Consider the following 25,923-nt stretch of genomic DNA (forward strand, 5'->3'; position numbering starts at 1 on the left):
TTACAAAAATTACGTTCGCGGTATCGATGCCTGTCCGCTTGCCTGCAACCGTTGCACGATCGCTTGCGGCGTAACCTCGACCAGCATCAGGGCGGCATGTTCGGCGCGCACGAAGCCTTCGGCCCGCAGGTGGCCGATGAAGCCGACCAGCCCATCGTAGAAGCCGTTCACGTTGAGCACGCCGACCGGCTTGGCATGGATGCCGAGCTGCGACCAGGTCAGCATCTCGAACAGTTCTTCGAGCGTGCCCATCCCGCCCGGCATGGCAATGAAGCCGTCCGACAGCTCCGCCATCATCGCTTTGCGTTCATGCATGTCCTTGACGACGAACAGGCGCGTGAGGCCAGTGTGGCCGACTTCGCGCTCGACCAGCGCGCGCGGAATCACCCCGGTCGCTTCGCCGCCGAGGCGCAGCACTTCGTCTGCCAGCACCCCCATCAGGCCGACGTTGCCGCCGCCGTAGACCAGGCCGATGTTATGCGACACCAGCACCTGCGCCAGCGCGCGGGCGGTGTCGGCGTACAGCGGATCGGCGCCTGGCGAGGCGCCGCAATACACACAGATCGACTTCATCGTTTTCCTATCCGTTTTCCAGCTGTGCCCTGGCCGCCTCGACTTCGAGGCGCTCCTTGGCGTCTTGCGGCGCAAGCGCCGCCGCTTCCTTGAGCAGCCTGGCCGCTTCGTCCATCTTCTTGCGCCCTTCGAGCAGCACCACCGCGTTGGCGTATTCGATGCGGGCGGCGGCCGACGCCGGATTGAGCACCAGCGCCTGCTGGAACGCGCGGTGGCATTCGTCCTTGCGGGCGCCGTAAGTCAGGCCGCCGATCATCGCGCCGACGCTGCCGATGATCTCGGCGTGATAGGCGCCCAGCGCGGTATGCGCATCGGCGTGGCCGGGCGCGAGCGCGATGGTGCGGTCCAGGCAGTTGCGCACCTTGGTGCCGATGCCGTGGGTGAGCGCCTTGACGATCGAGATGCGCTGGAAGTAGCGTCCCATCGCGTAAGCCTGCCAGTAGTAGCCGGCCGGGTTGTCGGGCTGCTCGGCCTGGTGGCGCTCGCAGCGCTCGGCCACCTCCTCGAACAGCGCCAGCTGCTTTTTCTCGCTCGGCTCGAGGTAGCTGGCGTGGGTGCAGGTGGCCTTGTGGGCGACCGAGTAGCCGTCGATGCCGGCCGACAGGCCAAGGCGCATCGCCTGTTCGAACTGGCCGGCGTGGAAGGCGATCCAGGCGTCCACCAGCACCGCCTTGCCGGGAAACGGCTCGGCGTCGCCGACATGCAGGCGGTTCCATGCCGACTTCAGCGAAGCGGCTTCGTGAACGTAGGCGTCATCAGGGTGCGGAAATGCGGTCCATGCCATGGCGGTCTCCTTGTGTCACTTCAGTTTCTTCAGGTATTCCTGCGACAGCTTCTCGAACAGCGTGTGGGTGTCGCCGCGCAGGTACGGGCCGACCAGCGAGAGCACCTGGAAGCAGCCGCGCGCGAGCGCGTCGGCCATCGCCTGCTGCTCGGTGTAGTTGCGCGGATTGCGCACGTATTCGTACGACAGCCAGTACGTCGCCACCACTACCATGTTGGTGGCCATCGCGTCGATCTGGGCGTCGGACGCTTCCAGCGACTGCTCGGTGCGCAGGTCGAGGCACAGCTGCTTGGCGACCTTGATCTTGTGCGCCAAAATCAGCTTGAAGTGCAGTTCGAGCTTGCGGTTGCGCGACAGCAGGTCGTTCAGGTCGCGGTAGAAAAAGCGGTAGCGCCAGATCAGCTCGAACATCAGGTGCAGGTACAGCCAGACGTCTTCGATGTTCGAGCGGCGCCCTTCCGGCACTGTCAGGATGCGTTCGATCTCGGCTTCGAACTTGGCGAAGATCGAGTTGACGATGTCGTCCTTGTTGCGAAAATGGTAGTACAGGTTGCCCGGCGAGATATTCATCTCTTCGGCAATGACCGTCGTCGTGATGTTCGGCTCGCCAAACTCGTTAAACAGCCGCAACGACAATTCGAGGATGCGTTCGCGGGTGCGGCGTGGAGCTTTCTGGAGCATGGCGGGCGACGTGGGTTTTTACTCCCCGAAGCATAACACCGAATGCGGCAAAACTAGGCGGCGGCGCGCCGCGCCTGCACCTCGAACCCCTCACGCACCGCGGCGCGCAGTTCGGCGCCATCCCAAGGCTTTGGAAAGCAGCGGTCGATGTCGCCGCGCTCGATCGCCAACGTCACCGCGGCCGAATCGGCCAGCGCCGTGAGCATGATACGGTAGCAGTCCGGGCGCAGCTGGCGGGCGCGCTCAAAGAACGCGGTGCCGCTCATCAGCGGCATGCACTGGTCGCAGGCGACCACCTGCACCGCGCCGCCGGCAACGAGGGCGATGGCGTCGGCCGCGTTGGAGGCCGAGACGATCGTGTAGCCGTCCCGCGCCAGGAAGTCGCGCAGGATGTCGACCATGAAGGGGTCGTCGTCGACGATCAGCAAGGTGCCGGCGGCCGCCACGTCAAGGGGGAACGGCGCGAGGAACGGCGCCAGCTCGCCGACGAACTGCTCCGGCTCGATCGGCTTGCCGATGTAGCCGTCGAAGCCGGCGGCCAGCAATCGCTCGCGGTCGCCCAGCATGGCCAGCGCCGTCACCGCCAGCACCGGCGTGCGGCGCAGCCGCGGGTCGGCCTTGAGCTGCGCGACCACGCCGTAGCCATCGAGCCTGGGCAGATGGACGTCGCATAAAACCAGGTCGGGCAGTTCGGCCTGCGCCAGCCGCACCCCCGACTCGCCGTCGAACGCCATCAGCGGCGTGTGGCCGAACGCGGTCAGCAGGTAAGACATCAACTCCATGTTGGTGGGATTGTCTTCGATGATAAGAATGCGCGCCACGGGGATCCTGAAACTGGGAACGGACCTTCAGCTTACCTGCGCGAGTGCGGTTTTGTCCATGCCGCCGTGACGATCTCGCGCATCACCATCGCCAGCACGCGGCGGTTGCGCCCCAGCGCGACGTGGCCGACGCCGCCGAATTCGACATTGCGCGCCCCTTCCAGCCGGCTCGACGTCTGCGGCGAGATGATGTTGTCGTGGTGGGTGTAGATCGACGTGATCAGCGCGCGGGTGGCATCGCTTTCGCTGGCGGCGAGCTGGCACAGCCAGTCGTTTGCGGTGCCGTCGGCAGCGCGGGCGCGGCGCATCTGCGCGGCGTTTTGGCCAAGCCCGAAACTGGCCAGACAGGTGCCGTGGTGCGGCGTGCCGAGCGTGATGAGGCGCGCCACCGGCCCGGCGCCGTGGCGCCGCATCCACGCGCGCGCCACCAGGCCGCCCATGCTGTGGGCGACGATCACCAACTGCGCCGCGCCGGTGCGCTCGCACAGCTGTTCGACGGCGCGCTGCACCAGCGGCGCGTAGTCGTCGATGGCGCCGCCGATCGGCTCGAGGTCGAGCGTGGCGTAGCTGATGCGGGCGGCGTCGAGGCGCGGCGCCAGCGCGCTCCAGTAGCCGCTGTTGCAGCCGTAACCGTGCAGCATCAGCACCGGCGGCGCGGTCGATTCGGCAAACACCACTTGGCGCGCCAGCGCGCGCGGCATGGTCCACGACGACTGCAGCATCGACGCGGTGAATTCTTCGCCGAACAGCTGCAGGCGGGCGGCGGCGCCGAGCCGGAAGCGCTCCGGCGTGGCGCTGGCCGAGCGGCTGCTGAGGCGGAAGTTGTTGGCGTTGATCAGCAAGCGCACCAGCAGCACGGCGGCGAGGCCGGCGGCCAGGCCCGCCCAGCGGTTCCAGCCAAGCCAGCTGACCGCGGCCGCGCCGATGCCGAGTGCGGCCACGGCCTGCACCAGCAGCAGCCATCGCAGCAACGAACGGGCGCGCATGGCCTAGGCGCGCGCCCTGGCAAGCGAACGCGCCAGCGCGTCGGCCAGCCGCGCGGTGACGGCGTAAATCGTCAGCTGCGGATTGGCGCCGATCGAGGTCGGAAACAGCGAGCCGTCGTGCACCGACAGGTTGCGCACGCCGTGGTAGCGGCCGTCCGGCCCGGTGACGCCGAGGCGCGGGTCGGGCGACATGCCGCAGCCGCCCATCACGTGGGCCGACACCAGGCGCGTGACGTGGCTGCGGTACGGCAGACCGGCGATGCCCTGCTTCGCCGCCGCCCAGCTGGTGTAGTTGGCGGCCATCTCGTGCATCGGCTGCACCGATGTGGCGCCGGCGGCGAACTGGATCTCGGCCATCGACAACAGCGCGCGGCGCACGCCGTCCCATACGTAGGGCGTGACCGGATAGTCGAGCACGGGCGCGCCGTCGGCCTGCAAGGCGACGCTGCCGCCGGCCGATTCGGCGTGAAAGCCGTCGCGCAGCAGCGCCAGCAACGCATGCACGTGCGGGAACTGCTGCATCATCTGCGCGTGCGCCTGGCCGAAGCCGGCCAATGTGGTGGCCAGCAGCAGCGGGTGCAGCGGCGGCGCTTCGAGCTTGTAGCCGATGGCGCCGCCGAGCGGCACGCTGTCGAGAAAATGGTCCGAATAAATCGTCTGCGGCGCGCCCGCGTGGCCGTCGACGCGCTGCGCGAAGACGGCGCCCGACACCGCCGTCGGGTGCAGGAAGGTGCGCCGGCCGAGCAGGCCGTGCGGGTCGGGCGCCCTGGAACGCAGCAGCAGAGCGGGCGAATTGATGGCGCCGCCGGCGACGACGAAGTGGCGCGCGCGCAGCAGGACGGTGTGGCCGGTCGGCGCCAGACCATCGGCGCCGAGCGCGCTGCACACCAGGTGATCGACGGCGTCGCCGCGAAACACCAGCCGCTCGGCGCGCATGCGGGTGATCAGGGTGGCCTTGTGGTCCAGCGCCGACGGGATGGTCGTCACCAGCATCGATTGCTTGGCGTTGGTCGGGCAGCCCATGCCGCAATAGCCGAGGTTCCAGCAGCCCTTGACGTTGCGCCGGATGGCGCCGGTGGCGATGCCCAACCTGGCGGCGCCGCGCTGCAGCAGGTCGTTGTTTTCGTTGGGCGGCGTCAGCCACGGCGCCACGCCGAGGCGCGCCTCCATGCGGGCGAACCACGGCGCCAGCGCGGCGCTGGAGTAGTCGGCCAGGCCGAAGCGCCGCTGCCAGTGCGCGAGCGTGGCGTCGGGCGTACGAAAGCTCGACGTCCAGTTGACCGTGGTCGAGCCGCCGACGGTGCGCCCCTGCAGGATGTTGATCGCCTTGTCGCGCGTCTTGCGCGCGCCCGACTCCTGGTACAGCGCCGGGTAGGCCTCGGCTTCGCGCATCTTGAAGTCGCTGGAAGACTTCAGCGCGCCCTCCTCGACGATGACTACTTTGAGGCCCGCCTGCGCGAGCATCTCGGCGCTGACGCCGCCGCCGGCGCCGCTGCCGACGATGACGACGTCGGCCTCGATGGTGCGGCCGGCGCGAAGCCGCGCGCCGTCGATGACGTCCCAGCCGCGCGCCAGCCCGGCCTGGATCGGATCGGCAATCGGCCCGCTCATGCGCTCAAGCCCTTCGGCGGGCCGGGGTAGCCGATCGCGGCCCACGCCGACGGGTCGCCATACCAGGCGCCGAGCACCAGGTCGTGCAGCGCGTGGTAGGCCACCTGCAGCGTGGCGAAGCGGTGCGCGCGCCAGTCCTGCAGGAAGGCGCCGACCTGCGCCGCGCTGGCATCGGACCAGCTGACGGGCACGCCGGCCAGAAAGCGCCGCGCCGGCCCCAGCGCCAGCAGGCCGAACAAATCCTGGATCTCTTTTTGGGTAGCGAGCGGCAAGCCGAGGATGGCCTGGTGCACGCGTTCGGTGGCAAGCGGAATCGCGGCGCGGCGTTCGGCGTCGGCCGGCGGCAGCGCGCCTGCCAGCATTGCCGGCACGATGGCGTCGATGGCGGCGCGCGCTTCGCCGTCGAGCACGAAGCGGCCCGGCTGCTTCGCCGCCAGCCGGTAGACGGCGCCGCCGGCGGCCAGCGCCAGCGCCGCCGCCACACCAATTGTCAGGAAACGCCTGCGCGATAGCGCCATGTCGATCTTCTTATGTTGTCGGTGATAGCCAGTGTACGCGAAAGCACCCGGCCATCTACCGTTTGGCGAGCTTCAATATGTGGCTGGCGATGCCGCGCAGGATATTGACTTCCTCGGTTTCGAGCTCGGTGCGGGCGAACAGGCGCTTCAGGCGCGGCATCAATTTTTTCGGATTGTCGGCGTCGAGGAAGTCGATCGCCACCAGCGCCTGTTCGAGGTGGGCGTACATGCCGTCGACCTGGGCGCGGCTGGCGGCGTCGCCGTGAAAGCCCACCGGACTGGCGGGCGCCGCATCGCTGTCGGCGGCGACACGGCACTCGTAGGCCAGCACCTGCGCCGCCTGCGCCAGGTTCAGCGACGAGTAGGCAGGGTTGGCCGGGATGTTGATCAGCACATTGCACTGCTCGACGATCTGGTTTGGCAGGCCGAAACGCTCGTTGCCGAAAATGAGGGCCGTGGTGAGGGCGCCCTCGCCCTCGGTGTGGCCGGCGACGTGGCCGGCGAAGGCGCGCGGCGTCCACACCGGCGGCGAAAATTCGCGCAGCCGCGCCGACACCGCGGCGGCGAAGTTGCAGCCTTCGAGCGCCTGGGCGATGTCGCCGACGATGCGCGCCCCTTCCAGCACATCCTGGGCGCCGCTGGCAAAGGCGATCGCCTCGGGGTCTTGCAAGGCGTGCGGAAAACGCGGATTGACCAGCACCAGGTCGGAAAAACCCATCGTCTTGATGGCGCGCGCGACGGCGCCGATATTGCCGGCGCGGCTAGTTTCGACCAGCACAAAACGCAGGCGATTGAAAACAGAGATGTTGGTTTCGGGCTGGTTCATTTAAAATAGCGCTATCGCGCAGTTCGATTACGTTAACAAGCAGGCCACACTGGCCCGCGAATTCTAACCATTTCGGCGCTGCCCCGCTCTTTAATTCACTCTTGCTCATTATCGTTTCCGGCGCTTGCCAGCGCGGTGGCGTTAGCGTTCTTACAACGGAAAAGACCATCATGCATCCAATGCTCAACACGGCGATCAAGGCCGCCCGCCGCGCCGCCACCGTGATCAATCGCGCCGCTTTCGACGTCGACCGCATCGCGATCACCGAAAAACAACACAACGATTTCGTCACCGATGTCGACCAGGCGGCCGAGCAGGCCATCGTCGAGACGCTGCTCAAGGCGTATCCCGACCATGCGGTCCTGGCCGAGGAATCGGGCGCTTCGGCCAACATGAACGACGACAGCGAATTCGCCTGGATCATCGACCCGATCGATGGCACCACCAACTTCATGCACGGCTATCCCAACTATTGCGTATCGATCGCGCTGCAGCAGCGCGGCATCATCACGCAGGCCGTCATCTACGACCCGGTCCGTAACGACCTGTACACCGCGTCGAAAGGCGCCGGCGCCTTCCTCAACGAAAAACGCATCCGCGTCACCAAGCACGACCGGCTGACCAACACACTGATCTCGGCCGGCCACGGCGCCGGCCCGCGCGCGCTCGACGAATACCTGCGCATGTACCAGGTCATGGCCGAACGCTGCCAGGGCATCCGCAGCGCCGGCTCGGCCGCGCTGGAACTGGCGAACGTGGCCGCCGGGCGCAGCGACGGCTTCTTCGAAAAAGGCCTGAAGCCTTGGGACATGGCGGCCGGCGCGCTGCTGGTGACCGAAGCGGGCGGCATTTGCGGCGAGTTCAACGGCGAATCGAAGTACCTGAACAAGGGCGACATCATCGCCGCCAGCCCGAAGGTGTTCGGCCAGATGATCACCCTGCTGTCGCCATTCGCGTAATGACGTAGAATACGGGCAAGCATCGATACCGGGCTAGCGCAGTGAACTGCCCGCCCCGGCTGCCCGCATCGCCGGCTCGACAAGCCGGGCGATAATTACTATAATGCAATATCAGCGGCAACGTATCCAGTGTGTCTGCCGCCTTGATTTCCTAATCTGATTGCCTGCCACTGGCGCCTCCAAGTTGTGGCGACGGGCCGATCTCACCATAAAGTTACCCATGTCCTTTTCCCAACTCGGCCTGTCCGATGCCATCGTTCGCGCTGTTACCGAGCACGGCTACACCGTCCCGACGCCGATCCAGACCCAGGCCATTCCTGCCGTGCTGGCCGGCGGCGACCTGCTGGCAGGCGCGCAGACCGGCACCGGCAAGACCGCCGGCTTCACCTTGCCGATCCTGAACCGCCTGTCGACCGACAAGATCGGCGCCGCGCTCACCAGCAAGACGTCGACCCGCGCCGTGCGCGCGCTGATCCTGACCCCGACGCGCGAGCTCGCCGCGCAGGTCGAGGAAAGCGTGCGCACGTACGGCAAGTACACGCACCTCAATTCGACCGTCATTTTCGGCGGCGTCGGCATCAACCCGCAGATCAAGCAACTCAAGCATGGCGTCGACATCCTGGTGGCGACACCCGGCCGATTGCTCGACCATATGGAACAGCGCACCGTCGACCTGTCGAAGGTCGAAATCCTGATTCTCGACGAAGCCGACCGCATGCTCGACATGGGTTTTATCCGCGACATCAAGAAAGTACTGGCAGTGCTGCCGCCGAAGCGCCAGAACCTGTTGTTCTCGGCCACGTTCTCGGAAGAGATCAAGGCGCTGGCCGACGGCCTGCTGAACAAGCCGGCGATGATCGAAGTGGCGCGCCGCAATTCGACCGTGGAAGTGATCCAGCAGAAGATTCACCCGGTCGACCGCGACAAGAAGCACCAGATGCTGGCGCACCTGATCAAGACCAACAACTGGACCCAGGTGCTGGTGTTCATGCGTACCAAGCACGGCGCCAACAAGCTCGTCGAGCAGCTCAATGGCGACGGCATCGGCGCGATGGCGATCCACGGCAACAAGAGCCAGTCGGCGCGCACCAAGGCGCTGTCCGAGTTCAAGGATGGCGCCTTGCAAGTGCTGGTGGCAACCGACATCGCCGCGCGCGGCATCGACATCGACCAGTTGCCGCACGTGGTCAACTACGACCTGCCGAACATTCCGGAAGATTATGTGCACCGGATCGGCCGTACCGGCCGTGCCGGCGCCACCGGCGAAGCGGTGTCGCTGGTCTGCGTGGACGAGCACGAAATGTTGAAAGACATCGAAAAGCTCATCAAGCAGACCCTGCCGCGCGAGGTCATTGCCGGCTTCGAGCCGGATCCGACTGCGCGTGCGCAGGCGATCCAGCTGCGCAGCGGCGCGCCAGGCCACGGCGGACGCGGCGGTCGCTCCGGCGGCCAGGTCGTCAAAGTCGGCGGCGGCGGTGGACGCAGCACGGCCAAGCCGCGCAGCGCCGGCGGCACTGCTGCCCCAGGCGGCGGCGGGCGCGGTCCACGTCCCGCAGCGCCGCACCGTTCGGGCGGCCGCGGCCGTTAAGTCGCACAAGAAACCGGGTCCGCCCGGTTTTTTTTCGCCTGGAAATTTGCTTGCAATACTGGGGTCAGGTCTGACATTCGGACATTTTGCTGGGGTCAGGTCTGACAGAGGGGGCTTAAGAGACCTGACCCCAGCTTTTGTCCGATTGTCAGACCAGACCCCAGCTTAAAAGTCGCAATTGACTACGCAAGTAATTGATATATACTTGCGTACTCAAACACATATGCAGTATCTATAAAGGATATTCCGATGACCAGCTCCACCACCACCGACTTCTGCCTGCGCATGGCGCGGGCCCATGCAGCGATGATCCGCCGCTTCGACAGCTCGCTCGGCAGCGTGCATGGCATCAGTTTCGGCGACTTCCAGCTGCTCGATCACCTCAGCCGCGCCGCCGCCGGCCGCCTGCGCCGCGTCGACCTGGCCGAGCGTCTCGGCTTGACGGCCTCCGGCGTCACCCGCGCACTGCTGCCGCTCGAGAAAATTGGCCTCGTCGCCCGCGAGACCGATCCGCGCGACGCCCGCGTCGGCTATGCGGCCATCACGCCGGTCGGCAAGGAGCTGGTGGTCAACGCCACCGCCACCACCAACCTGATCAGCGGCGACTTGCTGCAAGGCGTGGCCGCAACCGACCTCGACGCGATGTCCGCACTGCTCGGCCAGCTGGCCGGCATCAACGCTTCGAACTGCTGACCGGATCCACCATGCGCCCTGCCGCCCCCGCACGCACCGCGCTGCTGCGCGACACGAATTTCCGCTGGCTGATGGCCGGCGGCGCGATCTCGATGCTGGGCGACCAGTTCACCTTGATCGCGCTGCCGTGGCTGGTACTGCAGATGACCGGCGATCCGTTCGCGCTCGGCCTGGTACTGGCCGTGATGGGCGTGCCGCGCGCCATCTTCATCCTCGTCGGCGGCGCACTGGTGGACCGCTATTCGCCCAAGCGCGTGATGATGCTGTCGAAGTACGCCAACGCATTCCTGCTCAGCCTGCTGTCGCTGCTGGTGCTGAGCCACCAGGTCACCATGCCGATCGTCTATGCACTGGCGCTCGGCATCGGCCTGGCGTCGGCCTTCAGCATCCCGGCCGGCACGGCTATGCTGCCGAGCGTGGTCGCGCCGGACCAGCTGCAGCTGGCGAACGGCATCATGATGAGCACGCGGGTGCTGACTTCGCTGGCAGGGCCATTGCTGGCCGGCGTGCTGATCGCGTTTTCCGGCCACGACGCCAGCGCCATCGCCGACAGCCGCGGCCTGGGCATTGCCTTCGCGCTCGATGCGCTGACGTTTGCCGCCACCATCTGGACGCTGCACCGGGTCACGATGCACGCCAGCGCCGTGCGCGCCGCGCCCGAGCGCGCGCTGCGCGCCATCGCAGGCGGCATCGCCATGGTCTGGCGCGACCGGGAAATGCGCGCCGCCTTCCTGTACTGGGGCGTGATCTCGCTGGTGGTGGGCGGCGCCATGCAGGTGGCGATGCCGGTGCTGGCCAGCAGCCGGCTCGGCGGCGCCGCGGCACTCGGCCTGGTGATGGGCGGCCACGCGGCCGGCAGCCTGCTGGGCATGACCTTGTCGTCGATCAAGAGCGACCTGCGCATCGGCACGCTCGGCACGACCTTGCTGGCAGCGGACGCGGCCGCCGGCCTGGTGCTGATGTTGATGGGTGGCGTCGACACGGCCTGGCAGGCAACGGCGCTGATGCTGCTGCTCGGCGCGCTGAGCGGCTTCATGCAGGTGGCGGTGTTTACGTGGATCCAGCGGCGCGTGCCGCGCAATATGCTGGGCCGCACGATGAGCATCTTCATGTTCATCCTGCTGGGACTGGCGCCGCTGGCGGCGTCCGTCACCGGCTGGCTGATGCAGTACCTGACGTTGGCGCAACTGTTTATCGGCGCCGGCGCCTTCCTGCTCGTCGGCGCCGCGTGCGCGTTCGCGCTGACACCGATGCGCGTGATGAACGATGCGAAATCGGCTACGATATCGGGTTCTGCGCCTTGACCTGATAAAGCATGCCGAAATTTGCAGCCAACCTGAGCATGATGTTCGGGGAAATAAATTTTCTCGACCGCTTCGCCGCCGCCCGCGCAGCCCGCTTCGACGCCGTCGAGTTCCTGTTCCCGTACGCCTTCGAGCCGGAACAGATCGCCAAGCGGCTGGCCCGCCACCAGCTGCAGCTGGTGCTGTTCAACTTGCCGGCCGGCGACTGGGCCGCCGGCGAGCGCGGCCTGGCCTGCGATCCGCGCCGCGCCGCCGAGTTCGAAACCAGCGTGACGCTGGCCCTCGATTACGCCGAGGAGCTCGGCGTGCGCCAGCTGCACTGCCTGGCCGGAAAGTTACCACCGAACGTGCCGCACGAACGGGCGCACGAGGTGTACGTGGCGAACCTGAAGTTCGCCGCCGCCGCCTGCCGCGCGCGCGGCGTGCGCCTGCTGATCGAACCGATCAATACCTTCGACATGCCCGGCTACTTCCTCAGCGGCACGCGCCAGGCGCTTGGCATCATCGACGAGGTCGGCGCCGACAAGCTGTTTTTGCAGTACGACATTTATCACATGCAGCGCATGGAAGGCGAGCTGGCCAACACCTTGCGCGCCAACCTGGCGCGCATCGGCCACATCCAGATTGCCGACACGCCCGGCCGGCACCAGCCGGGCACCGGCGAGATCAACTATCCGTTCCTGTTCGGCCTGCTCGACGAGATCGGTTACGATGGCTGGATCGGCTGCGAATACATTCCCCGCGGCGACAGCGCCGACAGCCTGGCCTGGCGCGCGCCATGGCTGCCACCATCACAGTAAAAGGAACAACATGATTGAAGGCCTGCGTACCGTCGTCTACCCCGTCACCGACATCGCCGACGCCACCGCGTGGTACAAGCGCGTGCTCGAGCGCGAACCGTATTTCAACGAGCCGTTCTATGTCGGCTTCGAGGTCGGCGGCTTTGAGCTCGGCCTGATTCCCGACGGCGTGCCCGGCGCCACCGGCGCCACCGCCTACTGGGGCACGCAGGACATCGTCGCCGACGTAGCGCGCATCGCCGCGCTCGGCGCGACCATCGACAGCCCGGTCGCCGACGTCGGCGGCGGCATCCTCGTCGCCGTCCTGCTCGACCCGTACGGCAACCGGCTCGGCGTGGTCCAGAATCCCCACTTCGACCTGGCCAAGGTTCGCTAACTTGACTTCGAGCAAGATGTCCCCCGGATAGAAGGGCAAGAATGTCTCCTTCCGGCTCGCCTTCCCGCGCGGCCAGAAAGGACCCATGCCTTTCCTCCGCCGTCTATTTTCCTGGTTTGCCCTGTGCGTCTGCCTGCTGCTGGGCGGCTGCGCCACCAACAACGTCAGCCTGCAGGAAGTGCGCGCCTTTGCCGACCAGTCGGCCAAGCTGGGCGGTTACGCCGAATTGTCGACCCGCTTTCGCGACACCTACGCGCGCGAACAGCTGTACCTGCCGCCGGCGGCCGAAAAGATCGGCCGCGACACCGACGCCAAGCGGCGCGCGGTGTACGAGGACTTCGTCAGCGCGCAGAAGGCGGTCGTGCTCTACATGCAAACGCTCAGCATGCTCGCCGGCGACGCCCGCTACGACCTCAGCGACAAGCTCGACGGCCTCGGCAACGGCATCAAGGCCAACCTCGACAGCCCGCTCGACCAGCGCCACGTCACCGCCTACACCGGCCTGACGCGCCTGCTGACTCGCGCGATCGCCTCCGGCTACCAGAACCGCAGCGTCGAGACGATGGTGCGCGACGGCGACCACGACCTGCAGCTGCTGCTCGACGGCATGCTGACGCTGACCCGCTTTTATGCCAAGACGCACGAAAACGAGAAGAAAACCATCCTCGGCATTTTCGACATCGAAATCCCGTTCGCCAACCAGCCGAAGGAGCGCATGCTGGTGACGCTGGCCAAGGTGCACTACCTGAACAAGTCGTCCGAATACAAGATCCTCGACAAGCGCTATGAGCTGGCGGCGCAGGGCTTGACCAAGGTATCGCTCGGGCATCAGAAGATGCGCGAGAACCTCGGCGCGTTGCACAGCGTCGAAGTGCGCAACGTCCTGTCGAGCTATGTGCGCGACATCGACATGATCCGCTCCGGCCTGTCCGGCAATTAAATGATCCAGGGAGTGGCGATGAACAAGGACACCGAGCAAGGCGGCCTGGGCAGCGTAGCACAGGTCGAGGCACTGGCCGACCAGCTGTCGGCCTGCGCCGACCAGATCCACGCGCGCGTGATCGACGACATCAAGGGCCACAGCGGCCCGTTCACCGACGCCGAGCAGGCGACCGCGCGCGCGCTGCTCGACGACGAGCTGCTGCTGCGCCAGCGCGCCAACAGCCTGTACGCCGACGCGGCCACCTTTGTCGTCAAGACGCTCGGCAAGCCGCAGCAGCATGTGATCGAACTGACGGCGCAGGCGGCCGAAAAAATCCGCCAGATCACCCGGATCGGCGACGTCGTCGGCCTCGTCGCCGGCCTGCTGTCGCTGGCCGGCGCGGCCGCCACCGGCCAGGCCGCGCCCATCCTGGTCGCGCTGGCCAAAATCGACAAGCAGGTCGATGCGGTCAACGCCAGCGCCCCGAAAAAGCCGCCCGTCAAGCCGGCCTGAACGGTCAATCGCGATACCCGCCCCGCCCGCGGGGCGCCTCCGCCGTAGCGTGCGGCCATGTTCATGGCGCCCCGAACGCGCTACACTTGCGACAGCCCAGTCACCGCCCCGGGCTCCATCTATCGATCCTGAAAGGCAAACGATGAACGGCCTGGAACCGGGACAGCTCGCACTGCTGAAATCGATGATCGAGCAGCGCCTCGCCGCGCTGTCGGCGCAATCCGTTGGCGCCGACGCCGGCGCACGCGACTTGCCGGTGCAGGAAGTGGAAACGTCGCCGGCCGACAAGGCGACGGTGCGCCTGCTCAACGATTTGGCGCTCGAGGCCGCCGGCCACAACGCCGCCCAGATGCTCATTCTCAAGCGCGCGCTGGCCAGGTTCGACGACGGCAGCTACGGCGAATGCGAGGAATGCGGCAAGCCGATCGGCTTCTCGCGCCTGCAGGCGCGGCCGGAAGCGCGCCTGTGCATCTCCTGCCAGACGCGGGCCGAAAAGCGCCGCGCCGGCTAGCCAATCCCGGCACGGGTCTCCGCACGGGTCTCAGCACGGGTCTCAGCACGGGTCTCAGCGCGGGTCTCAGCACGGGTCTCAGCACATGTGCTGGCCGCCGTTGATGGCAATGTTGGCGCCGGTGATGAATGCGGCCGCGTCGGACGCCAGGTAAGCGACCAGCCCCGCCACCTCGGCCGGCTCGCCGAGCCGGCCGACCGGAATTTGCGGCAATATCTTTGTCTCGAGGATGTCGGGCGGCAGCATCGCCACCATCCGCGTGCGCAAGTAGCCGGGCGACACCGAGTTGACGGTGATGCCGTGGCGCGCCACTTCGAGCGCCAGCGCCTTGGTGAAGCCATGCATGCCGGCTTTCGCCGCCGCGTAGTTGACCTGGCCGAAGCCGCCCTGCTGTGCGTTCACCGAGGAAATGTTAATGACGCGCCCCCAGCACTGCTCGGTCATCGGTTCGAGCGCCTGGCGCGTGACGTTGAAAACGCTGTCGAGGTCGGTCCGTAGCACCAGGTCCAAGTCGGCACGGGCCATCTTGCGCAAGGTGCAGTCGCGCGTGATGCCGGCATTGTTGACCAGCAGGTCGATCCGGCCCATTTCCGCCAGGAGCTTTTGCATCATCCACTCGGTGTCGGCAAAGTCGGACACGTCGACCTTGTAGGCGCGCACGCGGCAGCCTTCATCGCGCTGCGCTGCCAGCCAGCCTTCCGGACTGGGATTATTCGGCGAGTACGTCGTTGCGACGTGAAACCCGGCCGCGTCGAGCCGCCTGCACAGCGCCGTTCCGAGCTCGCCCATTCCACCTGTTACCAGTGCTACCTTGCGCTTTTCCATGCTTCGGCCATCCCCAATTGTTCTTTGCACACCACGGGTGCGGTGCGAACGATCAAGTCTAGGAGGCTCATCCGAGACAATATTGAGAAATATCAAGGCCGGTGCTACAACGTCAAGATGGCGCCTTCGCAACGAAACGGGGTGGTGCGTCGCCCGCGGTCAGGTCAGGGAACGATGCGCGGCGTGCTGAGCGGATCGAAATCGACCCAGTCGCCATCGACAATACTGCCTTCGGCGCGTTCGATGTGATGGGCACCCAGGTCGCGCATCACTTCCAGCACGCGCGTTTCCTGGCCGGCATCGTTCAGCGCGACGGCCAGCAACATGCCCGCTTTGCGCGGCTCGACGTAATTTTCGCCGCCCTCTTCCGCTTCGCCTTTTTCTTTCATTTTGCTGAAGCTGTACAGCGAGCCGACGTGCGCGCCGACCAGGCCGCCGATGATCGGGCCGACCGGACCGGTGACGACCGAGGTGGCCGCGCCAATTGCCAGGCCCACCGCACCGCCGGCGGCGGCGCCTTCCAGCACGCCTTCCGGTGTTTCCTTGGCGCCCGGCGACTGCAGGTTGTCGCCGCCGATCGGCGTCATGTCGTGCTGACCTGGCTGGTTGACGAAAAAGCCGCTGATGTGCTCGTCACGAAAGCCGGCACCGACCAGTTCGCTGCGCGCCCGGTCGATTTCTTCCTGCGTCTGAAAATGACCTGCAATAATTGTCGACATGCTGTATTCCTCCTGCATTAATGATGTGGCAAGCATGCGCCACCCTGCGCACAAACTCTGTTCGCCAGCGTACTTAGCACGCCGATCGCCTAGCGCCACTGGCCATAGCCGGCCTCTTGCTCCGGGACAGCGGGCGGCGCGTCCTGCCACTCGCGCGGATCGACACGGTAATATTTCTGGAATTCGGCAAACAGGGCCGGGTGATGCTCCGCCATCTGCCACGGTTTTTCGTAGAACGTTTCGGTAGCGACGGCGAAGAACTCGGCCGGGCTGGTCGCGCCGTAGTGGTCGAGCACGCTGTGCTGCTGGTAGTAGGCGTCGCTGCGCAGGCTGGCGAAATCGCGCGACAGCACCTGCGCCCACTCGCGGTAGCGCGCCGAACTGCCCAGATAAGGGGCGCCGTTGTTGCTGCCCGACTCGCTGTCGAGCTGGTGGGCGAACTCGTGCAACACGACATTCTGGCCATCGGTCCAGTCGGACGCGCCGCGCCGCACGTGGTCCCACGACAGCACGACGCGCCCGTCGCCCCACGATTCGCCCAGCAGGTCCTGGCGCGTTTCGGTCACCACGCCGGCGTCGTCGACCTGGTTGCGCGGCACCAGGAACGCGCTCGGATACACCAGCACCGTGTCGAGCCCCGGATACACGCGGCTGGTCCGGTTCAGCAGCAGCAGGCACGCCTGGCCGGCGATCGTCAGCCGCATTTCTTCGTCGACGACCAGGCCGTCGCAGCCGACGAATTTTTTCTGATACAAAAATTGCTGTACCCGCTGGCGCAACTGTTCCTGCAGCGGCGCCGGCAAGCGCGCGTAGATCGGGATGTTGCGGCGCAAGATATCGACGTGCTGCGGCGGCATCGGCCGGCCAAGCGCGCGCTTCAGGCGCCAGCCCGGCGCCAGCATCGCGGCGACCAGCGCCAGCACGATGACGACAGTGACAATCAGCGCTTGCATCGGCGGCTCCACGAGGGCGAAGTCGGTGACATGGGTGGCCTTTCTGTGAGCGAGGGAAAAGACAGGCACGGCCTGCCACACTCGCAGCAAGTGGGGATCGTTATTGTATTTTCAATCAGGAGAGCGAAGCGGAGGCGGCCCGGCAAACCGGCGCAAGTTGGTCTGGAAGGCCGGGTCGGACAGTGCCGACCCGGGGAACTACCGGTAAATCGTTACGCGTGGTCCTTGTTGGCGGACGGCGCCGCGCCGAACAGCGCGGCCACCAGCGGATCGCGCGCAACCGGGCTGCGGTTGACGCGGATCGCATAGTGGGTGTCGTCGGCCAGGATGTGGAAGTGGCGGCCGGTGCCTGCCATGCTCTGCTCGCGCAGGCCTGGACGCTCCTTGCGCGGGGCGGCGCCTTCCCGCTTTGGCTGCACGATGGCGGCGAGGAATGCCTTGACCCGGTCAGGATCGGGCGAAATCTGGTACACCGCCTTGCCGAGGTAAGTGGCGGTACCTTCGATGTAGCGTGCCAGTTCGATCACGCCGGCTTCGCGCAGGTCGCGGATGTATTTGCGCGCGCCGGACGGCGAAAACTTGAGGAACCAGGCAATTTCGTCGGCCAGCATTTCGTGAGTCGACAGTTCGCCTATCAGTTTTTGCATGTTTTCGATGCGGCGCTGGGTTGCCGAGGTCGAGCGCACACGCTCGATCGGTGCCATCGAGATCGGCGCCCGTTCAGTCGGCTGTGGCGCGATGCGCTCGATCAGGGCCGAATTGCCGGAATTGTGCATTGCGCCCAGGTCGCCTTGCTTTGCGTTATGGTTTGTCGGTGCATGCATGTTAAGTGCTCCATGAAAGAGATTGTTCATTGGTCCGGGATCGCGTCGGTTATGGTGTTTGACCAGCACAACAACATCGCGGTTCCCCTTACGTTGTACCCAGATTGCCTGTGTCATGGACACTGGTCTGTGCGCCATCGAACATTTTCATATGATTCATGTTTTGGCGTGTAAAAAGGGCGTTCGGGCAATTGCACTGTGCGTTGGCGTACAGATCGGCGGTACGTAGCTGTTTAAGATGGGGCCGTTCGCGTGAAATTGCGTGCGCATCGATACAGATGTCATAACTTATATAGAGGACCCACCATGAAAACTACCCTGCTCGTAGCAATGTTCGCCGTTATCGGCCTGACCGCATGCGAAAAAACCACCGTCAACCCACCTGCAACGACCACCGTCGTAACCCCAACGGTTGAAACGCCGGTTGCCGTTCCTGGCCCAGCAGTCGCAGTGCCTGTTCCAGGTCCTGCGGGCGCGCCTGGCGCTCCTGGTGCCCCTGGCGCCGACGGCAAAGCCGGTGAGCCTGGCAAAGCTGGCGACACCGTCATCGTCGTTCCCGAAAAAACCCGCTAAGTAACTGCGGCCCCTGTGCGGGGCTGTGAATTGCAAAAAGCGCCGCCGCGGACTTGGTCCGTCGCGGCGTTTTTCTTCGTCGACATTGCAAAAGAGCTAAACTTGCGGACCTGAACCATTAAAGCGTTACCTATGCGAACCCGCCTGCTGCTGCTTTGCCCCCTGATCTCGCTGATGCCGCTACCGGCCAGCGCCGGCCCGGCCGGCTCGGACGTGCTGGTCGACTTTCTTTCCATCCCCGGCAGCGCCGGCCTGGGCGCCATCCAGCGGCGGGCGTACTCGCCCTACCGCGGCGCCGCCGTCAGCCAAGACCTGGTGCCGCTGTACATGTATGAAGGCAAGCAGGTCTACCTGCACGCCACCCGCGCCGGCTGGAAGCTCAGCGAGCGCGCCGAGCACGACCTGGAAGTGTTTGTCGACTACCGCTTCGAAGGTTTTCCGGCTGACCAGACGCCGCCGCTGCTGCAGGGCATGGCGCGCCGCAATGCCGGCGTCGACGTCGGCATCGCCTACCGCAAGCGCAAAAGCTGGGGCAACCTCGACGTCGAAGTGCTGCATGACGCCAACAACGCCAGCCACGGCACCGAAGCGCGGCTCGGCTACAGCCTCGACCTGCAAAACGGCCGCTTGCACCTGCGCCCAAGCGTGGCGATCGCGCGCCGCAGCGCCAATCTGAACAATTACTACTACGGCGTGCGCGCCAGCGAGGCGCGCGCCGACCGGCCCGCGTACTTGCCCGGCAGCGGGGTCGACTGGACCGCCAGCCTGTACGGCTACTACGAGCTGAGCCAGCGCTGGCGCCTGCTCGGCGGCATCGGCGTCACCCGCCTGTCCGACGGCGTGCGCCACAGCCCGGTCGTCGAGGACAAGCTGCAGCCGAACGCGATGGTCGGCGCGGCGTACGACTTCGGCAGCCACAAGCCGTATTCCGAGCCGGGCCTGCCGCTGCACCTGAAGATTTACGGTGGGCGCGCCACCGAGTGCAACTTCCTGCCGGCCGCGACGTTCCGCTGCGGCTCGACCCGCACCCCGGACGACACGCGCATCTGGGGCTTCGACGTCGGCCGCCCGCTGGTCGAGCGGGTCAACGGCTGGCCGCTCGACTTTGTCGGCTACATCGGCGTGCAGCTGCACGACGAACGCGGCCGCGCCGCCGACCGCGTGCAGCTGGACGCCCAAATCAAGGCGTACTACTATGGCTTCCCGTGGAGCGCCGCGGTGCGTACCCGGGTCGGCTTCGGCGCCGGCTTTTCGATGGCGCAACGGGTGCCGCTGGTCGAGCTCCAGGACCAGGCCCGGCGCGGGCGCGACACCTCGCGCTTTCTCAACTATCTCGACCCTTCGCTCGACGTCAGCGTGGGCGACCTGCTCGGCTCGAAGCGGTTCAAGGAAACCTACCTGGGGATCGGCATTTCGCATCGCTCCGGCATCTTCGGCGCCTCGCAAATTCTCGGCAATATCAATGGCGGCTCGAACTACTTGTACGGCTACATCGAGGCGAAGATGTAAATTGGCGCGCCAGCGCAAAACACGGCGAGACGATCGCCAAGATACGGAACTCCCGAGACAAATCTTCGTCCAACATCTCCGATGGCTGAAGAACAATTTATTCTTTTAACGTTACGGGAGTTTTCTGTGAATAATTCAAAAAAAGTTGCCTTGGCAGCTGCGCTGCTATGCTCCGCCGGGATCAGCCTGGCACAAGAAATCAATCCGTCCTGGTATATCCAGCCGGGCGTGGTCGGCGTGAAGGTAGACCGCGAGTTCGGCTTGGACGAGCGCGACTATGGAGGCGCCGTCAAGTTCGGCAAGCCGATCTCGCAGCGCTGGGATATCCAGATCGGCGCCAGCCACATCCGCGCCGAAGATGGCGGCACCGACTACAAGCAGACGCTGGTCGGCGCCGATGCGCTGATGATGCTGTCGCGCAAAAACTTCCGTCCGTTCATCCTGTTCGGCATCGGCGCCCAGCGCGACAAGCTCGAAAGAACGCTGCTGCGCCGCAGCGCCACCTCGCCTTTCCTGACCGCCGGCCTCGGCTTCCAGTTGGGCTTGTCGGAGCAGTGGTCGATGCAGGCTGACCTGCGCTCTGTGCGCGGCTTCCTCGACCGCGAGGATTTCGGCTTTCGCCGCAGCAATAACAAATACCTGACGGTCGGCTTCAACTACGCCTTCAACAAGCCGGCGCCACCGCCACCGCCACCGGCGCCGCCGCCACCGCCGGAGCCGGCCGTCCAGCCGCCGCCGCCGCCACCAGCGCCGCCGCCGCCGCGCTTCGAAAAGGTCACGCTGTCGGCAACCGAACTGTTCGGCTTCAACAGCGCCAACCTGACGATGCCGCAGCCCCGTCTTGACGAGATCGCCGCGGCGCTGCAGGCCGATCCGAGCATCACCGACGTCGACATCGTCGGTTACGCCGACCGCCTCGGTTCAAGCAAGTACAACAAGGCGCTGTCGGAAAAGCGTGCAAATGCCGTGCGCAGCTATCTCGTGTCGAAAGGCATCGAAGGCGGTCGCCTGAAAGCGTCTGGCCGCGGCGAAGAAAATCCGGTGGTGCAATGCGATCAGAAGAAACGGGCCGAGCTGATCAAGTGCCTCGAGCCGAACCGCCGCGTTGAAGTGGAACAGATCACAATCGAGAAACGCGTACAATAAGTACAACGTTGCAATAGACCTCTCAATGGGCCCTGCTTGGGCCCATTTTTTTTGGAGACAAGCATGATCGATGTGAAACAATGGATCCCTTTTTCGGGCCGCGTGCTCAACGTGCTGCGCTGCGCGGTGAGCGAATGGTTCGACCATCGCGACGCCAGCCGCGGCGCTGCGCTGGCGTTCTACACGCTGTTTTCGATGGCGCCTATCCTGGTGCTGGTGATCGCCGTGGCCGGCTATTTCTACGGCGCCGAGGCGGCCCAGGGCCAATTGCTCGGGCAACTGCGCGGCTTGATGGGCGAAAAAGGCGCTGAGGCGATCCAGCTCGTGCTGGCCGGTGCGCGCAACGAGGAAAGCGGCTTGCGCGCCACCATCATCGCCACCGCGCTGCTGCTGTTCGGCGCCACCAGCGTGTTCGCCGAACTGAAGGACAGCCTCGACGAGATATGGGGCGTGCCGAAACCGACCGGCCCGACCTGGTGGGAAGTGCTGCGCACGCGCCTGCTCTCGTTCGGCCTGATCCTGGTGCTCGGCTTTTTGCTGATGGTTTCGCTGGTGGTCAGCGCGGCACTGGCGATCCTGGAAAATTTCGTCGGCGGCTTGTACAAGGACGCCACCGTGATCCTGTCGTGGATCGCCTGGCTGATCAGCTTCGGCGTCATCGCGGCGCTGTTCGGCGTCATCTACAAGCTGCTGCCGCGCATCAAGCTGTCATGGCGCGACGTTACCATCGGCGCGCTTGGCACGGCGGCCATGTTCGAACTGGGCAAATTCCTGATCGGCCTGTACATCGGCAACAGCGGCGTGGCCAACAGTTTCGGCGCGGCCGGCTCGACCATCGCGATGTTGTTGTGGGTGTACTACTCGGCGCAGATATTTTTCCTTGGCGCCGAGTTCGCCCGCCAGTACGCGCTGCAGCTAGGCAGCCTGCGCCACAAGCCGGCCGACGAAACCGGCGCCGACAACAAGGGCGCCGTGCGCGCCGGCTAACGGATCTGCACCCGACCCTATGGCCACTCCGATGTCGAGCGACGAATTGCAGCGCATTGCGGCCTACATCATGCCGTCGCTGCCCGCGTGTGCCTCGGATCTTGGTTTTCTTTTCGGCACCCGCCATGGCGTCCCGGAGTTTTGCACGGTAGCGCAACGGCTCTGGCAGAAAGGCATCTTTAACCGGCTGTTGATTTCCGGTGGGCGGACCGGATCAATGCCGCTGGCGGAGGCAGACATGATCGCTGAGCGACTGGTCGGGCTCGGCGTGCCTGAAACCGCGTTCATCCTCGCGACGGCGGCAACCAACACCGGCGCGAACGTGCGCTTCGGCCGCGCCAGGGTGGCCGAGGTGATGGACCTGGCGGCAATCCGCAGTGTCGTCGTCATCGGGAAGATGTGCTCGACCCGACGCTACCTGATGACCATGCAGCGACACTGGCCTGGCGTGCGCTTGTCGGTGTGTCCGGTGAACTATTTTGGTATTCCTGACGAGCTTTGGCACGAGCACGCGGAGTTCCGAGCCCGCGTGCTCAGCGAATACGACAAGATCCGGCGTTACCTGGCTGAAGGCTTTCTGGAAGAGATAAACGGTTGCCCGGCATATCCGCCGCTGGCGCCGCGTCAGTCTGTCTAGACAGTATCGGCCCAGCTTACTCGCCCAGCAGTTCGGCCACCACTTCCATGCCTTCGACGCGCTCGGCGATGACCTTCAGGATCACCACCACCGGCACGCCCAGCAGCAGGCCCCAGACGCCCCACAGCCAGCCCCAGAACAGCAGGCTGACGAACACGGCCGCCGGATTCATGCGCGCGATGCGCCCGGTCATCCAGGTAGCGACGATGGTGCCGACCAGGGTGGCGATCGCCAGCGAGGCGCCGGCAACCAGCAGCACCATTCTCAGCTGTTCGAATTGCATGAGGGCGACCACGCCGGTGGCGGCGGTGATCAGGATCGGCCCGAAGTACGGCATGATATGCAGCAGGCCGGCCAGGATGGCCCAGGCGCCGGCGTTTTCCAGGCCGATCGCCGACAGAGCCAGCCACATCAGCAAGGCCAGCAGCACGTTGGTGACGAGCAGCATGAACATGTAGGCCTGGATCGACGTGTTGATGTCCTCGAGGATGTGGACGGTGACCTTCTTGCGCGTTAGCGAAGGGCCGGTCAGCTTGACCAGCTTGCGCTTGAAGGTGTCGCCGGCCAGCAGCAGGAAGAACACCAGGAACACCACCATCGTGGCCTGGCTGACGAAGGTGACCATGCCGATCGAGCCGGCCAGCACCCAGTCCATCACCTTGAAACCGCCGCCGCCGGCAGCGGCCGGCATGGCACGGCGCGCGGCGGCGCGCGAGGCGTCCGAGCCGACGTTCGCGGTGGCGCGTTCGATCTCGCTGGCGGCGGCCTGCATCTGCTGGATCGTGCTCGGCTGGCCGCCAGTGTTGTCGGTCAGCAGCTTGGTGACCTTGTGCGTGATCGTCGGCAGCTCGTCGACGATGTTGAGGATCTCGCCCTGCACGCGGTACAGCACGCCAGCCAGCACGGCCAGGATGAATACGGTGACGAGGGTGGCGCCGATGACGCGCTTGATGTGCAGGCGTTCGAGCCATTGCACGACGGGACTGAGCGTATAGGCGATGAACACGCCCAGCAGCAGCGGCACGAGGAATTTTTCAGACCATTGCAGCGCCCAAACGAAGGCGACGGTGGCGATAACGCCGAGCGCCATGCCGCGTGCGTTGACATGCATGGGGATTTTGACGGAGTGACCAGGAGGAGCAATCTCGCCATCGTGCGCGGCGACGCCGGCGGAGACGATGACTGATTCATCCTTGGCAGGCGGCAGGTTCAGATCTGCAAGTTTCATTGGAGACTTTACAAAGTGCGCCGACCATATCGCCGACCCCGGGCGGGGCCGGCGCGGACGGTCTGTTATTTAACGCGGACGTCGTTCTTTACCGATACTACACCCTTGACGCCACGGGCGATTTCGACTGCTCGCTGGGCATCTTGTGGCTGGGCCACGAAGCCGGACAACTGGACGTCGCCCTTGAACGTTTCGACGTTGATCTCGGTCGCCTTCAGCGTCGGCTCGTTGAAGATCGATGCTTTCACCTTGGCGGTGATGACGGTGTCGTCGATGAACTCGCCAGTGCCTTCCTTGGTTGGGGTCGACGCGCAACCGGCCAGGGTGGCGACGAGCGAAGCGGCAAACAGCATGCTGGCAAAGCGGCGTGGGAATTTCATGTTGGACTCCTTGGGTGGTTGGTCAAAAAAATCTGTTGCATGCTCGGGATGAGCTTACTGCGGGAACTGCTATTCAGTGAATTACTTGCCGAAATCGACCTTGGCGGTGGCGACACAGCTGTCCTTGGCCGCGCCGGCAAAGGCGTCGCATTTTTGCATTGCAACCTTGTACTGCGCGGAGCGCTTGTCGTCGCGGGCGTCGGTGCGCGCTTCAATGGCGCGCTTGTCGGCCTTGGCATCGGCCTGGGCCGCGATCAGGGTCGCCTTGGCCTGGCTGACGCAGACATCGCGGTCGTTGCCGGCGAGCGCGCCGCACTTGGCTTTATCGAGGTCGTAGTTAGCGTCGGCAATTTTCATCCGCGACGAGGTGTAGGCCTTCAGCGTGTTCTTGTAATAGGCGCCGGCTTCTTCCTCGGCACGCACGCGCGCCGCTTTCGCTTCGGCGACGCAGACATCTTTCGGCGCGCCGGTGATGGCGTCGCACCTGGCGCGGCTGGCCTTGTAAGCTGCGGCAGCGCCGTCCTTGGCTTGCACGTAAGCTGCCTTCGCTTCCGCCGTGGCGGCGCTGGCGCTACCGCTCCAGCACAGCGCGGCGGCGAGCAGGACGATGGCGTGGCGAGGTGTCAGGCGTTGTTTCATGTTACGGCTCCAATAGGTAATTCGGTTGATTACCGTTTTACGTGGATTGGCAGCCCCCATCTGTTCGCTGGCGAACACATCATTATTTATTCCCGCCGCGCTGCCATTTTTACAACAAAGTTTGCGGTCACGCCTATCCCCCTCGCCAAACCGGCATCCAGAGCGTGTATTTCGTAAAATATCAAACTAACACCAATCAGTGCGGCACCGCACAGACCGTAGAAATGTTGCTGACTATCCTGACGTTACACATTTGCCAGGAGAACAATATGAAATCCACATCCACCATCGCCGCACTGATCGTTGCCAGCACCGCAGTTCTGAGCGGTTGCGCCACCACCACCTCGACCCCGTACAACAACGGTTACAGCCAGCCTGGTTATAACACCAACGTCTCGTCGGGCTACGGCACGATCGATTCGATCCAGGTCGTGCGCGGCTCGGGCGGCACGTCCGGTAGCGGCGCCGTCGTCGGCGGCCTCGTCGGCGCACTGGTCGGTAACCAGGTCGGTAGCGGCTCGGGCCGTACGGCAGCGACCGTCGCCGGTGCAGTCGGCGGCGCAGCGATCGGCAACAGCGTCGAAGCAAACCGCAACAACAACGGCCAGGACATGTACCAGTTGAACATCCGCATGGACAACGGCGAATACCGCAGCATCACCCAGGACAGCGTGTATGACCTTCGCGTGGGCAACCGCGTGCGCATGGTCGACGGCCGCGTCTACCGTTATTGATTTGCCGGCGCGCCTTCGGGCGCGCTAGTTCCCGCCGGGATTACCAATTTAGATTCATTTTAGGAGCTCCCCATGGGAACCATTCTGCTTGTCGTACTTATTCTCATCCTGATCGGCGTCCTGCCAACCTGGGGCCACAGCCGCAGCTGGGGCTACGGCCCGGTCGGCATCACCGGCATACTCGTCATTGTGCTGATCATCATGCTCCTCACCGGGCGCTTGTAACAGCACTCGCAAGACCGGCCGCGCGCCGGTTTTTTTTCGCCGTTTTTTTCACTGCACGCACATACAACAACAATAGGA

The 25,923-nt window shown here is 65.2% G+C and carries 31 protein-coding genes; 16 read left to right on the forward strand and 15 right to left on the reverse strand.

From position 1 onward, the window contains the following. Positions 1–9 precede the first annotated feature (9 nt). From ACP7DD_RS18855 to ACP7DD_RS18890, 8 genes are read right to left on the reverse strand one after another with little or no spacing between them, the layout of a single operon-like run. The gene (locus ACP7DD_RS18855; protein ID WP_426176339.1) at positions 10–573 is read right to left on the reverse strand and encodes a TIGR00730 family Rossman fold protein; all 564 of its coding nucleotides are present in this window, start codon (positions 571–573) and stop codon (positions 10–12) included. Positions 574–580: 7 nt separating this feature from the next. Then, positions 581–1,357, reverse strand: a complete 777-nt coding sequence (locus tag ACP7DD_RS18860; protein WP_426176340.1) for a hypothetical protein — start codon at positions 1,355–1,357, stop codon at positions 581–583. 15 nt (positions 1,358–1,372) lie between these two features. Next, positions 1,373–2,038 carry a TetR/AcrR family transcriptional regulator gene (locus ACP7DD_RS18865; protein WP_426176341.1) on the reverse strand — a complete coding sequence of 222 codons (666 nt, stop codon included), beginning with the start codon at positions 2,036–2,038 and terminating at the stop codon, positions 1,373–1,375. 53 nt (positions 2,039–2,091) lie between these two features. Further along, complete coding sequence (locus ACP7DD_RS18870) at positions 2,092–2,859, reverse strand: response regulator (RefSeq protein ID WP_426176342.1); 768 nt, start codon at positions 2,857–2,859, stop codon at positions 2,092–2,094. 32 nt (positions 2,860–2,891) lie between these two features. After that, positions 2,892–3,845 (reverse strand): esterase/lipase family protein, encoded by a 954-nt coding sequence (locus tag ACP7DD_RS18875; RefSeq protein WP_426176343.1) that lies wholly within the window; start codon positions 3,843–3,845, stop codon positions 2,892–2,894. 3 nt (positions 3,846–3,848) lie between these two features. Further along, on the reverse strand, positions 3,849–5,456 hold the full coding sequence (locus ACP7DD_RS18880) for a GMC family oxidoreductase N-terminal domain-containing protein (protein ID WP_426176344.1): 1,608 nt from the start codon (positions 5,454–5,456) through the stop codon (positions 3,849–3,851). Next, positions 5,453–5,974 carry a hypothetical protein gene (locus ACP7DD_RS18885; protein ID WP_426176345.1) on the reverse strand — a complete coding sequence of 174 codons (522 nt, stop codon included), beginning with the start codon at positions 5,972–5,974 and terminating at the stop codon, positions 5,453–5,455. The genes ACP7DD_RS18880 and ACP7DD_RS18885 overlap by 4 nt, the downstream gene beginning before the upstream one ends. A 55-nt stretch (positions 5,975–6,029) precedes the next feature. Then, a complete protein-coding gene (locus tag ACP7DD_RS18890) occupies positions 6,030–6,800 on the reverse strand; it encodes an RNA methyltransferase (protein WP_426176346.1) in 771 nt (256 codons plus the stop codon). Positions 6,801–6,979: 179 nt separating this feature from the next. Here ACP7DD_RS18890 and ACP7DD_RS18895 point away from each other — a divergent pair, with 179 nt between their 5' ends. From ACP7DD_RS18895 to ACP7DD_RS18935, 9 genes are all read left to right on the forward strand, one after another. Then, the gene (locus ACP7DD_RS18895; protein ID WP_426176414.1) at positions 6,980–7,759 is read left to right on the forward strand and encodes an inositol monophosphatase family protein; all 780 of its coding nucleotides are present in this window, start codon (positions 6,980–6,982) and stop codon (positions 7,757–7,759) included. A 220-nt stretch (positions 7,760–7,979) separates the two neighbouring features. Further along, on the forward strand, positions 7,980–9,347 hold the full coding sequence (locus tag ACP7DD_RS18900; protein ID WP_426176347.1) for a DEAD/DEAH box helicase: 1,368 nt from the start codon (positions 7,980–7,982) through the stop codon (positions 9,345–9,347). A 249-nt stretch (positions 9,348–9,596) separates the two neighbouring features. Continuing rightward, the gene (locus ACP7DD_RS18905; RefSeq protein WP_426176348.1) at positions 9,597–10,040 is read left to right on the forward strand and encodes a MarR family winged helix-turn-helix transcriptional regulator; all 444 of its coding nucleotides are present in this window, start codon (positions 9,597–9,599) and stop codon (positions 10,038–10,040) included. An 11-nt stretch (positions 10,041–10,051) separates the two neighbouring features. Continuing rightward, positions 10,052–11,344 carry an MFS transporter gene (locus ACP7DD_RS18910; RefSeq protein ID WP_426176349.1) on the forward strand — a complete coding sequence of 431 codons (1,293 nt, stop codon included), beginning with the start codon at positions 10,052–10,054 and terminating at the stop codon, positions 11,342–11,344. Positions 11,345–11,355: 11 nt separating this feature from the next. After that, positions 11,356–12,144, forward strand: a complete 789-nt coding sequence (hyi, locus tag ACP7DD_RS18915) for a hydroxypyruvate isomerase (protein ID WP_426176350.1) — start codon at positions 11,356–11,358, stop codon at positions 12,142–12,144. A 10-nt stretch (positions 12,145–12,154) separates the two neighbouring features. Next, positions 12,155–12,520, forward strand: coding sequence for a VOC family protein (locus ACP7DD_RS18920; protein WP_426176351.1), 366 nt, complete (start codon positions 12,155–12,157; stop codon positions 12,518–12,520). 85 nt (positions 12,521–12,605) lie between these two features. Beyond that, positions 12,606–13,460: a hypothetical protein gene (locus ACP7DD_RS18925; RefSeq protein ID WP_426176352.1), complete on the forward strand. Its 855-nt coding sequence runs from the start codon at positions 12,606–12,608 to the stop codon at positions 13,458–13,460. Between the two features lie 18 nt (positions 13,461–13,478). Then, a complete protein-coding gene (locus ACP7DD_RS18930; protein ID WP_426176353.1) occupies positions 13,479–13,955 on the forward strand; it encodes a hypothetical protein in 477 nt (158 codons plus the stop codon). A gap of 142 nt (positions 13,956–14,097) precedes the next feature. Next, positions 14,098–14,466, forward strand: a complete 369-nt coding sequence (locus tag ACP7DD_RS18935) for a TraR/DksA family transcriptional regulator (protein ID WP_426176354.1) — start codon at positions 14,098–14,100, stop codon at positions 14,464–14,466. Positions 14,467–14,544: 78 nt separating this feature from the next. Here ACP7DD_RS18935 and phbB read toward each other — a convergent pair whose 3' ends face one another. The 4 genes from phbB to ACP7DD_RS18955 form a co-directional block, all read right to left on the reverse strand. After that, positions 14,545–15,291, reverse strand: coding sequence for an acetoacetyl-CoA reductase (phbB, locus tag ACP7DD_RS18940; protein WP_426176355.1), 747 nt, complete (start codon positions 15,289–15,291; stop codon positions 14,545–14,547). Positions 15,292–15,455: 164 nt separating this feature from the next. Continuing rightward, entirely contained in the window at positions 15,456–16,010 is a 555-nt protein-coding gene (locus ACP7DD_RS18945) for a glycine zipper domain-containing protein (RefSeq protein WP_426176356.1), read from the reverse strand. 89 nt (positions 16,011–16,099) lie between these two features. After that, positions 16,100–16,963, reverse strand: a complete 864-nt coding sequence (locus ACP7DD_RS18950) for a zinc-dependent peptidase (RefSeq protein WP_426176357.1) — start codon at positions 16,961–16,963, stop codon at positions 16,100–16,102. 212 nt (positions 16,964–17,175) lie between these two features. After that, the gene (locus ACP7DD_RS18955; protein ID WP_426176358.1) at positions 17,176–17,787 is read right to left on the reverse strand and encodes a winged helix-turn-helix domain-containing protein; all 612 of its coding nucleotides are present in this window, start codon (positions 17,785–17,787) and stop codon (positions 17,176–17,178) included. 306 nt (positions 17,788–18,093) lie between these two features. On the opposite strand from ACP7DD_RS18955, the gene ACP7DD_RS18960 reads away from it, so the two are divergent. The 5 genes from ACP7DD_RS18960 (at position 18,094) to ACP7DD_RS18980 (ending at position 22,639) form a co-directional block, all read left to right on the forward strand. Continuing rightward, entirely contained in the window at positions 18,094–18,360 is a 267-nt protein-coding gene (locus ACP7DD_RS18960) for a hypothetical protein (RefSeq protein ID WP_426176359.1), read from the forward strand. Between the two features lie 132 nt (positions 18,361–18,492). Continuing rightward, positions 18,493–19,869, forward strand: coding sequence for a MipA/OmpV family protein (locus ACP7DD_RS18965; RefSeq protein WP_426176360.1), 1,377 nt, complete (start codon positions 18,493–18,495; stop codon positions 19,867–19,869). Between the two features lie 126 nt (positions 19,870–19,995). Continuing rightward, positions 19,996–21,015, forward strand: a complete 1,020-nt coding sequence (locus tag ACP7DD_RS18970; RefSeq protein ID WP_426176361.1) for an OmpA family protein — start codon at positions 19,996–19,998, stop codon at positions 21,013–21,015. Positions 21,016–21,078: 63 nt separating this feature from the next. Beyond that, complete coding sequence (locus ACP7DD_RS18975; RefSeq protein WP_426176362.1) at positions 21,079–22,002, forward strand: YihY/virulence factor BrkB family protein; 924 nt, start codon at positions 21,079–21,081, stop codon at positions 22,000–22,002. Positions 22,003–22,033: 31 nt separating this feature from the next. After that, complete coding sequence (locus ACP7DD_RS18980) at positions 22,034–22,639, forward strand: YdcF family protein (RefSeq protein WP_426176363.1); 606 nt, start codon at positions 22,034–22,036, stop codon at positions 22,637–22,639. Positions 22,640–22,655: 16 nt separating this feature from the next. Here the strand turns inward: ACP7DD_RS18980 and ACP7DD_RS18985 are convergent, their stop codons facing one another. The 3 genes from ACP7DD_RS18985 to ACP7DD_RS18995 form a co-directional block, all read right to left on the reverse strand. Continuing rightward, entirely contained in the window at positions 22,656–23,867 is a 1,212-nt protein-coding gene (locus ACP7DD_RS18985; protein WP_426176364.1) for an AI-2E family transporter, read from the reverse strand. A 65-nt stretch (positions 23,868–23,932) separates the two neighbouring features. Then, the gene (locus ACP7DD_RS18990; protein WP_426176365.1) at positions 23,933–24,247 is read right to left on the reverse strand and encodes a BON domain-containing protein; all 315 of its coding nucleotides are present in this window, start codon (positions 24,245–24,247) and stop codon (positions 23,933–23,935) included. 81 nt (positions 24,248–24,328) lie between these two features. Beyond that, positions 24,329–24,886, reverse strand: a complete 558-nt coding sequence (locus ACP7DD_RS18995) for a hypothetical protein (RefSeq protein WP_426176366.1) — start codon at positions 24,884–24,886, stop codon at positions 24,329–24,331. Between the two features lie 269 nt (positions 24,887–25,155). Here ACP7DD_RS18995 and ACP7DD_RS19000 point away from each other — a divergent pair, with 269 nt between their 5' ends. Next, entirely contained in the window at positions 25,156–25,620 is a 465-nt protein-coding gene (locus ACP7DD_RS19000) for a glycine zipper 2TM domain-containing protein (RefSeq protein WP_426176367.1), read from the forward strand. Between the two features lie 72 nt (positions 25,621–25,692). Beyond that, complete coding sequence (locus tag ACP7DD_RS19005) at positions 25,693–25,845, forward strand: DUF3309 family protein (RefSeq protein ID WP_099790149.1); 153 nt, start codon at positions 25,693–25,695, stop codon at positions 25,843–25,845. Positions 25,846–25,923: the final 78 nt, after the last annotated feature.

It is taken from the genome of Massilia sp. TWR1-2-2, assembly GCF_049897565.1.
GTDB lineage: Bacteria > Pseudomonadota > Gammaproteobacteria > Burkholderiales > Burkholderiaceae_D > JAFCUW01.

Coding starts and splice junctions, on each gene's coding strand:
- ACP7DD_RS18900 (WP_426176347.1), top strand. CDS start 7,980: ATGTCCTTTTCCCAACTCGGCCTGTCCGATGCCATCGTTCGCGCTGTT.
- ACP7DD_RS18995 (WP_426176366.1), bottom strand. CDS start 24,886: ATGAAACAACGCCTGACACCTCGCCACGCCATCGTCCTGCTCGCCGCC.
- ACP7DD_RS18935 (WP_426176354.1), top strand. CDS start 14,098: ATGAACGGCCTGGAACCGGGACAGCTCGCACTGCTGAAATCGATGATC.
- ACP7DD_RS18945 (WP_426176356.1), bottom strand. CDS start 16,010: ATGTCGACAATTATTGCAGGTCATTTTCAGACGCAGGAAGAAATCGAC.
- ACP7DD_RS18980 (WP_426176363.1), top strand. CDS start 22,034: ATGTCGAGCGACGAATTGCAGCGCATTGCGGCCTACATCATGCCGTCG.
- ACP7DD_RS18950 (WP_426176357.1), bottom strand. CDS start 16,963: ATGCAAGCGCTGATTGTCACTGTCGTCATCGTGCTGGCGCTGGTCGCC.
- ACP7DD_RS19005 (WP_099790149.1), top strand. CDS start 25,693: ATGGGAACCATTCTGCTTGTCGTACTTATTCTCATCCTGATCGGCGTC.
- hyi (WP_426176350.1), top strand. CDS start 11,356: ATGCCGAAATTTGCAGCCAACCTGAGCATGATGTTCGGGGAAATAAAT.
- ACP7DD_RS18890 (WP_426176346.1), bottom strand. CDS start 6,800: ATGAACCAGCCCGAAACCAACATCTCTGTTTTCAATCGCCTGCGTTTT.
- ACP7DD_RS18910 (WP_426176349.1), top strand. CDS start 10,052: ATGCGCCCTGCCGCCCCCGCACGCACCGCGCTGCTGCGCGACACGAAT.
- ACP7DD_RS18905 (WP_426176348.1), top strand. CDS start 9,597: ATGACCAGCTCCACCACCACCGACTTCTGCCTGCGCATGGCGCGGGCC.
- ACP7DD_RS18955 (WP_426176358.1), bottom strand. CDS start 17,787: ATGCATGCACCGACAAACCATAACGCAAAGCAAGGCGACCTGGGCGCA.
- ACP7DD_RS18895 (WP_426176414.1), top strand. CDS start 6,980: ATGCTCAACACGGCGATCAAGGCCGCCCGCCGCGCCGCCACCGTGATC.
- ACP7DD_RS18920 (WP_426176351.1), top strand. CDS start 12,155: ATGATTGAAGGCCTGCGTACCGTCGTCTACCCCGTCACCGACATCGCC.
- ACP7DD_RS18960 (WP_426176359.1), top strand. CDS start 18,094: ATGAAAACTACCCTGCTCGTAGCAATGTTCGCCGTTATCGGCCTGACC.
- ACP7DD_RS19000 (WP_426176367.1), top strand. CDS start 25,156: ATGAAATCCACATCCACCATCGCCGCACTGATCGTTGCCAGCACCGCA.
- ACP7DD_RS18855 (WP_426176339.1), bottom strand. CDS start 573: ATGAAGTCGATCTGTGTGTATTGCGGCGCCTCGCCAGGCGCCGATCCG.
- ACP7DD_RS18860 (WP_426176340.1), bottom strand. CDS start 1,357: ATGGCATGGACCGCATTTCCGCACCCTGATGACGCCTACGTTCACGAA.
- ACP7DD_RS18880 (WP_426176344.1), bottom strand. CDS start 5,456: ATGAGCGGGCCGATTGCCGATCCGATCCAGGCCGGGCTGGCGCGCGGC.
- ACP7DD_RS18865 (WP_426176341.1), bottom strand. CDS start 2,038: ATGCTCCAGAAAGCTCCACGCCGCACCCGCGAACGCATCCTCGAATTG.
- phbB (WP_426176355.1), bottom strand. CDS start 15,291: ATGGAAAAGCGCAAGGTAGCACTGGTAACAGGTGGAATGGGCGAGCTC.
- ACP7DD_RS18975 (WP_426176362.1), top strand. CDS start 21,079: ATGATCGATGTGAAACAATGGATCCCTTTTTCGGGCCGCGTGCTCAAC.
- ACP7DD_RS18885 (WP_426176345.1), bottom strand. CDS start 5,974: ATGGCGCTATCGCGCAGGCGTTTCCTGACAATTGGTGTGGCGGCGGCG.
- ACP7DD_RS18930 (WP_426176353.1), top strand. CDS start 13,479: ATGAACAAGGACACCGAGCAAGGCGGCCTGGGCAGCGTAGCACAGGTC.
- ACP7DD_RS18875 (WP_426176343.1), bottom strand. CDS start 3,845: ATGCGCGCCCGTTCGTTGCTGCGATGGCTGCTGCTGGTGCAGGCCGTG.
- ACP7DD_RS18990 (WP_426176365.1), bottom strand. CDS start 24,247: ATGAAATTCCCACGCCGCTTTGCCAGCATGCTGTTTGCCGCTTCGCTC.
- ACP7DD_RS18925 (WP_426176352.1), top strand. CDS start 12,606: ATGCCTTTCCTCCGCCGTCTATTTTCCTGGTTTGCCCTGTGCGTCTGC.
- ACP7DD_RS18985 (WP_426176364.1), bottom strand. CDS start 23,867: ATGAAACTTGCAGATCTGAACCTGCCGCCTGCCAAGGATGAATCAGTC.
- ACP7DD_RS18965 (WP_426176360.1), top strand. CDS start 18,493: ATGCGAACCCGCCTGCTGCTGCTTTGCCCCCTGATCTCGCTGATGCCG.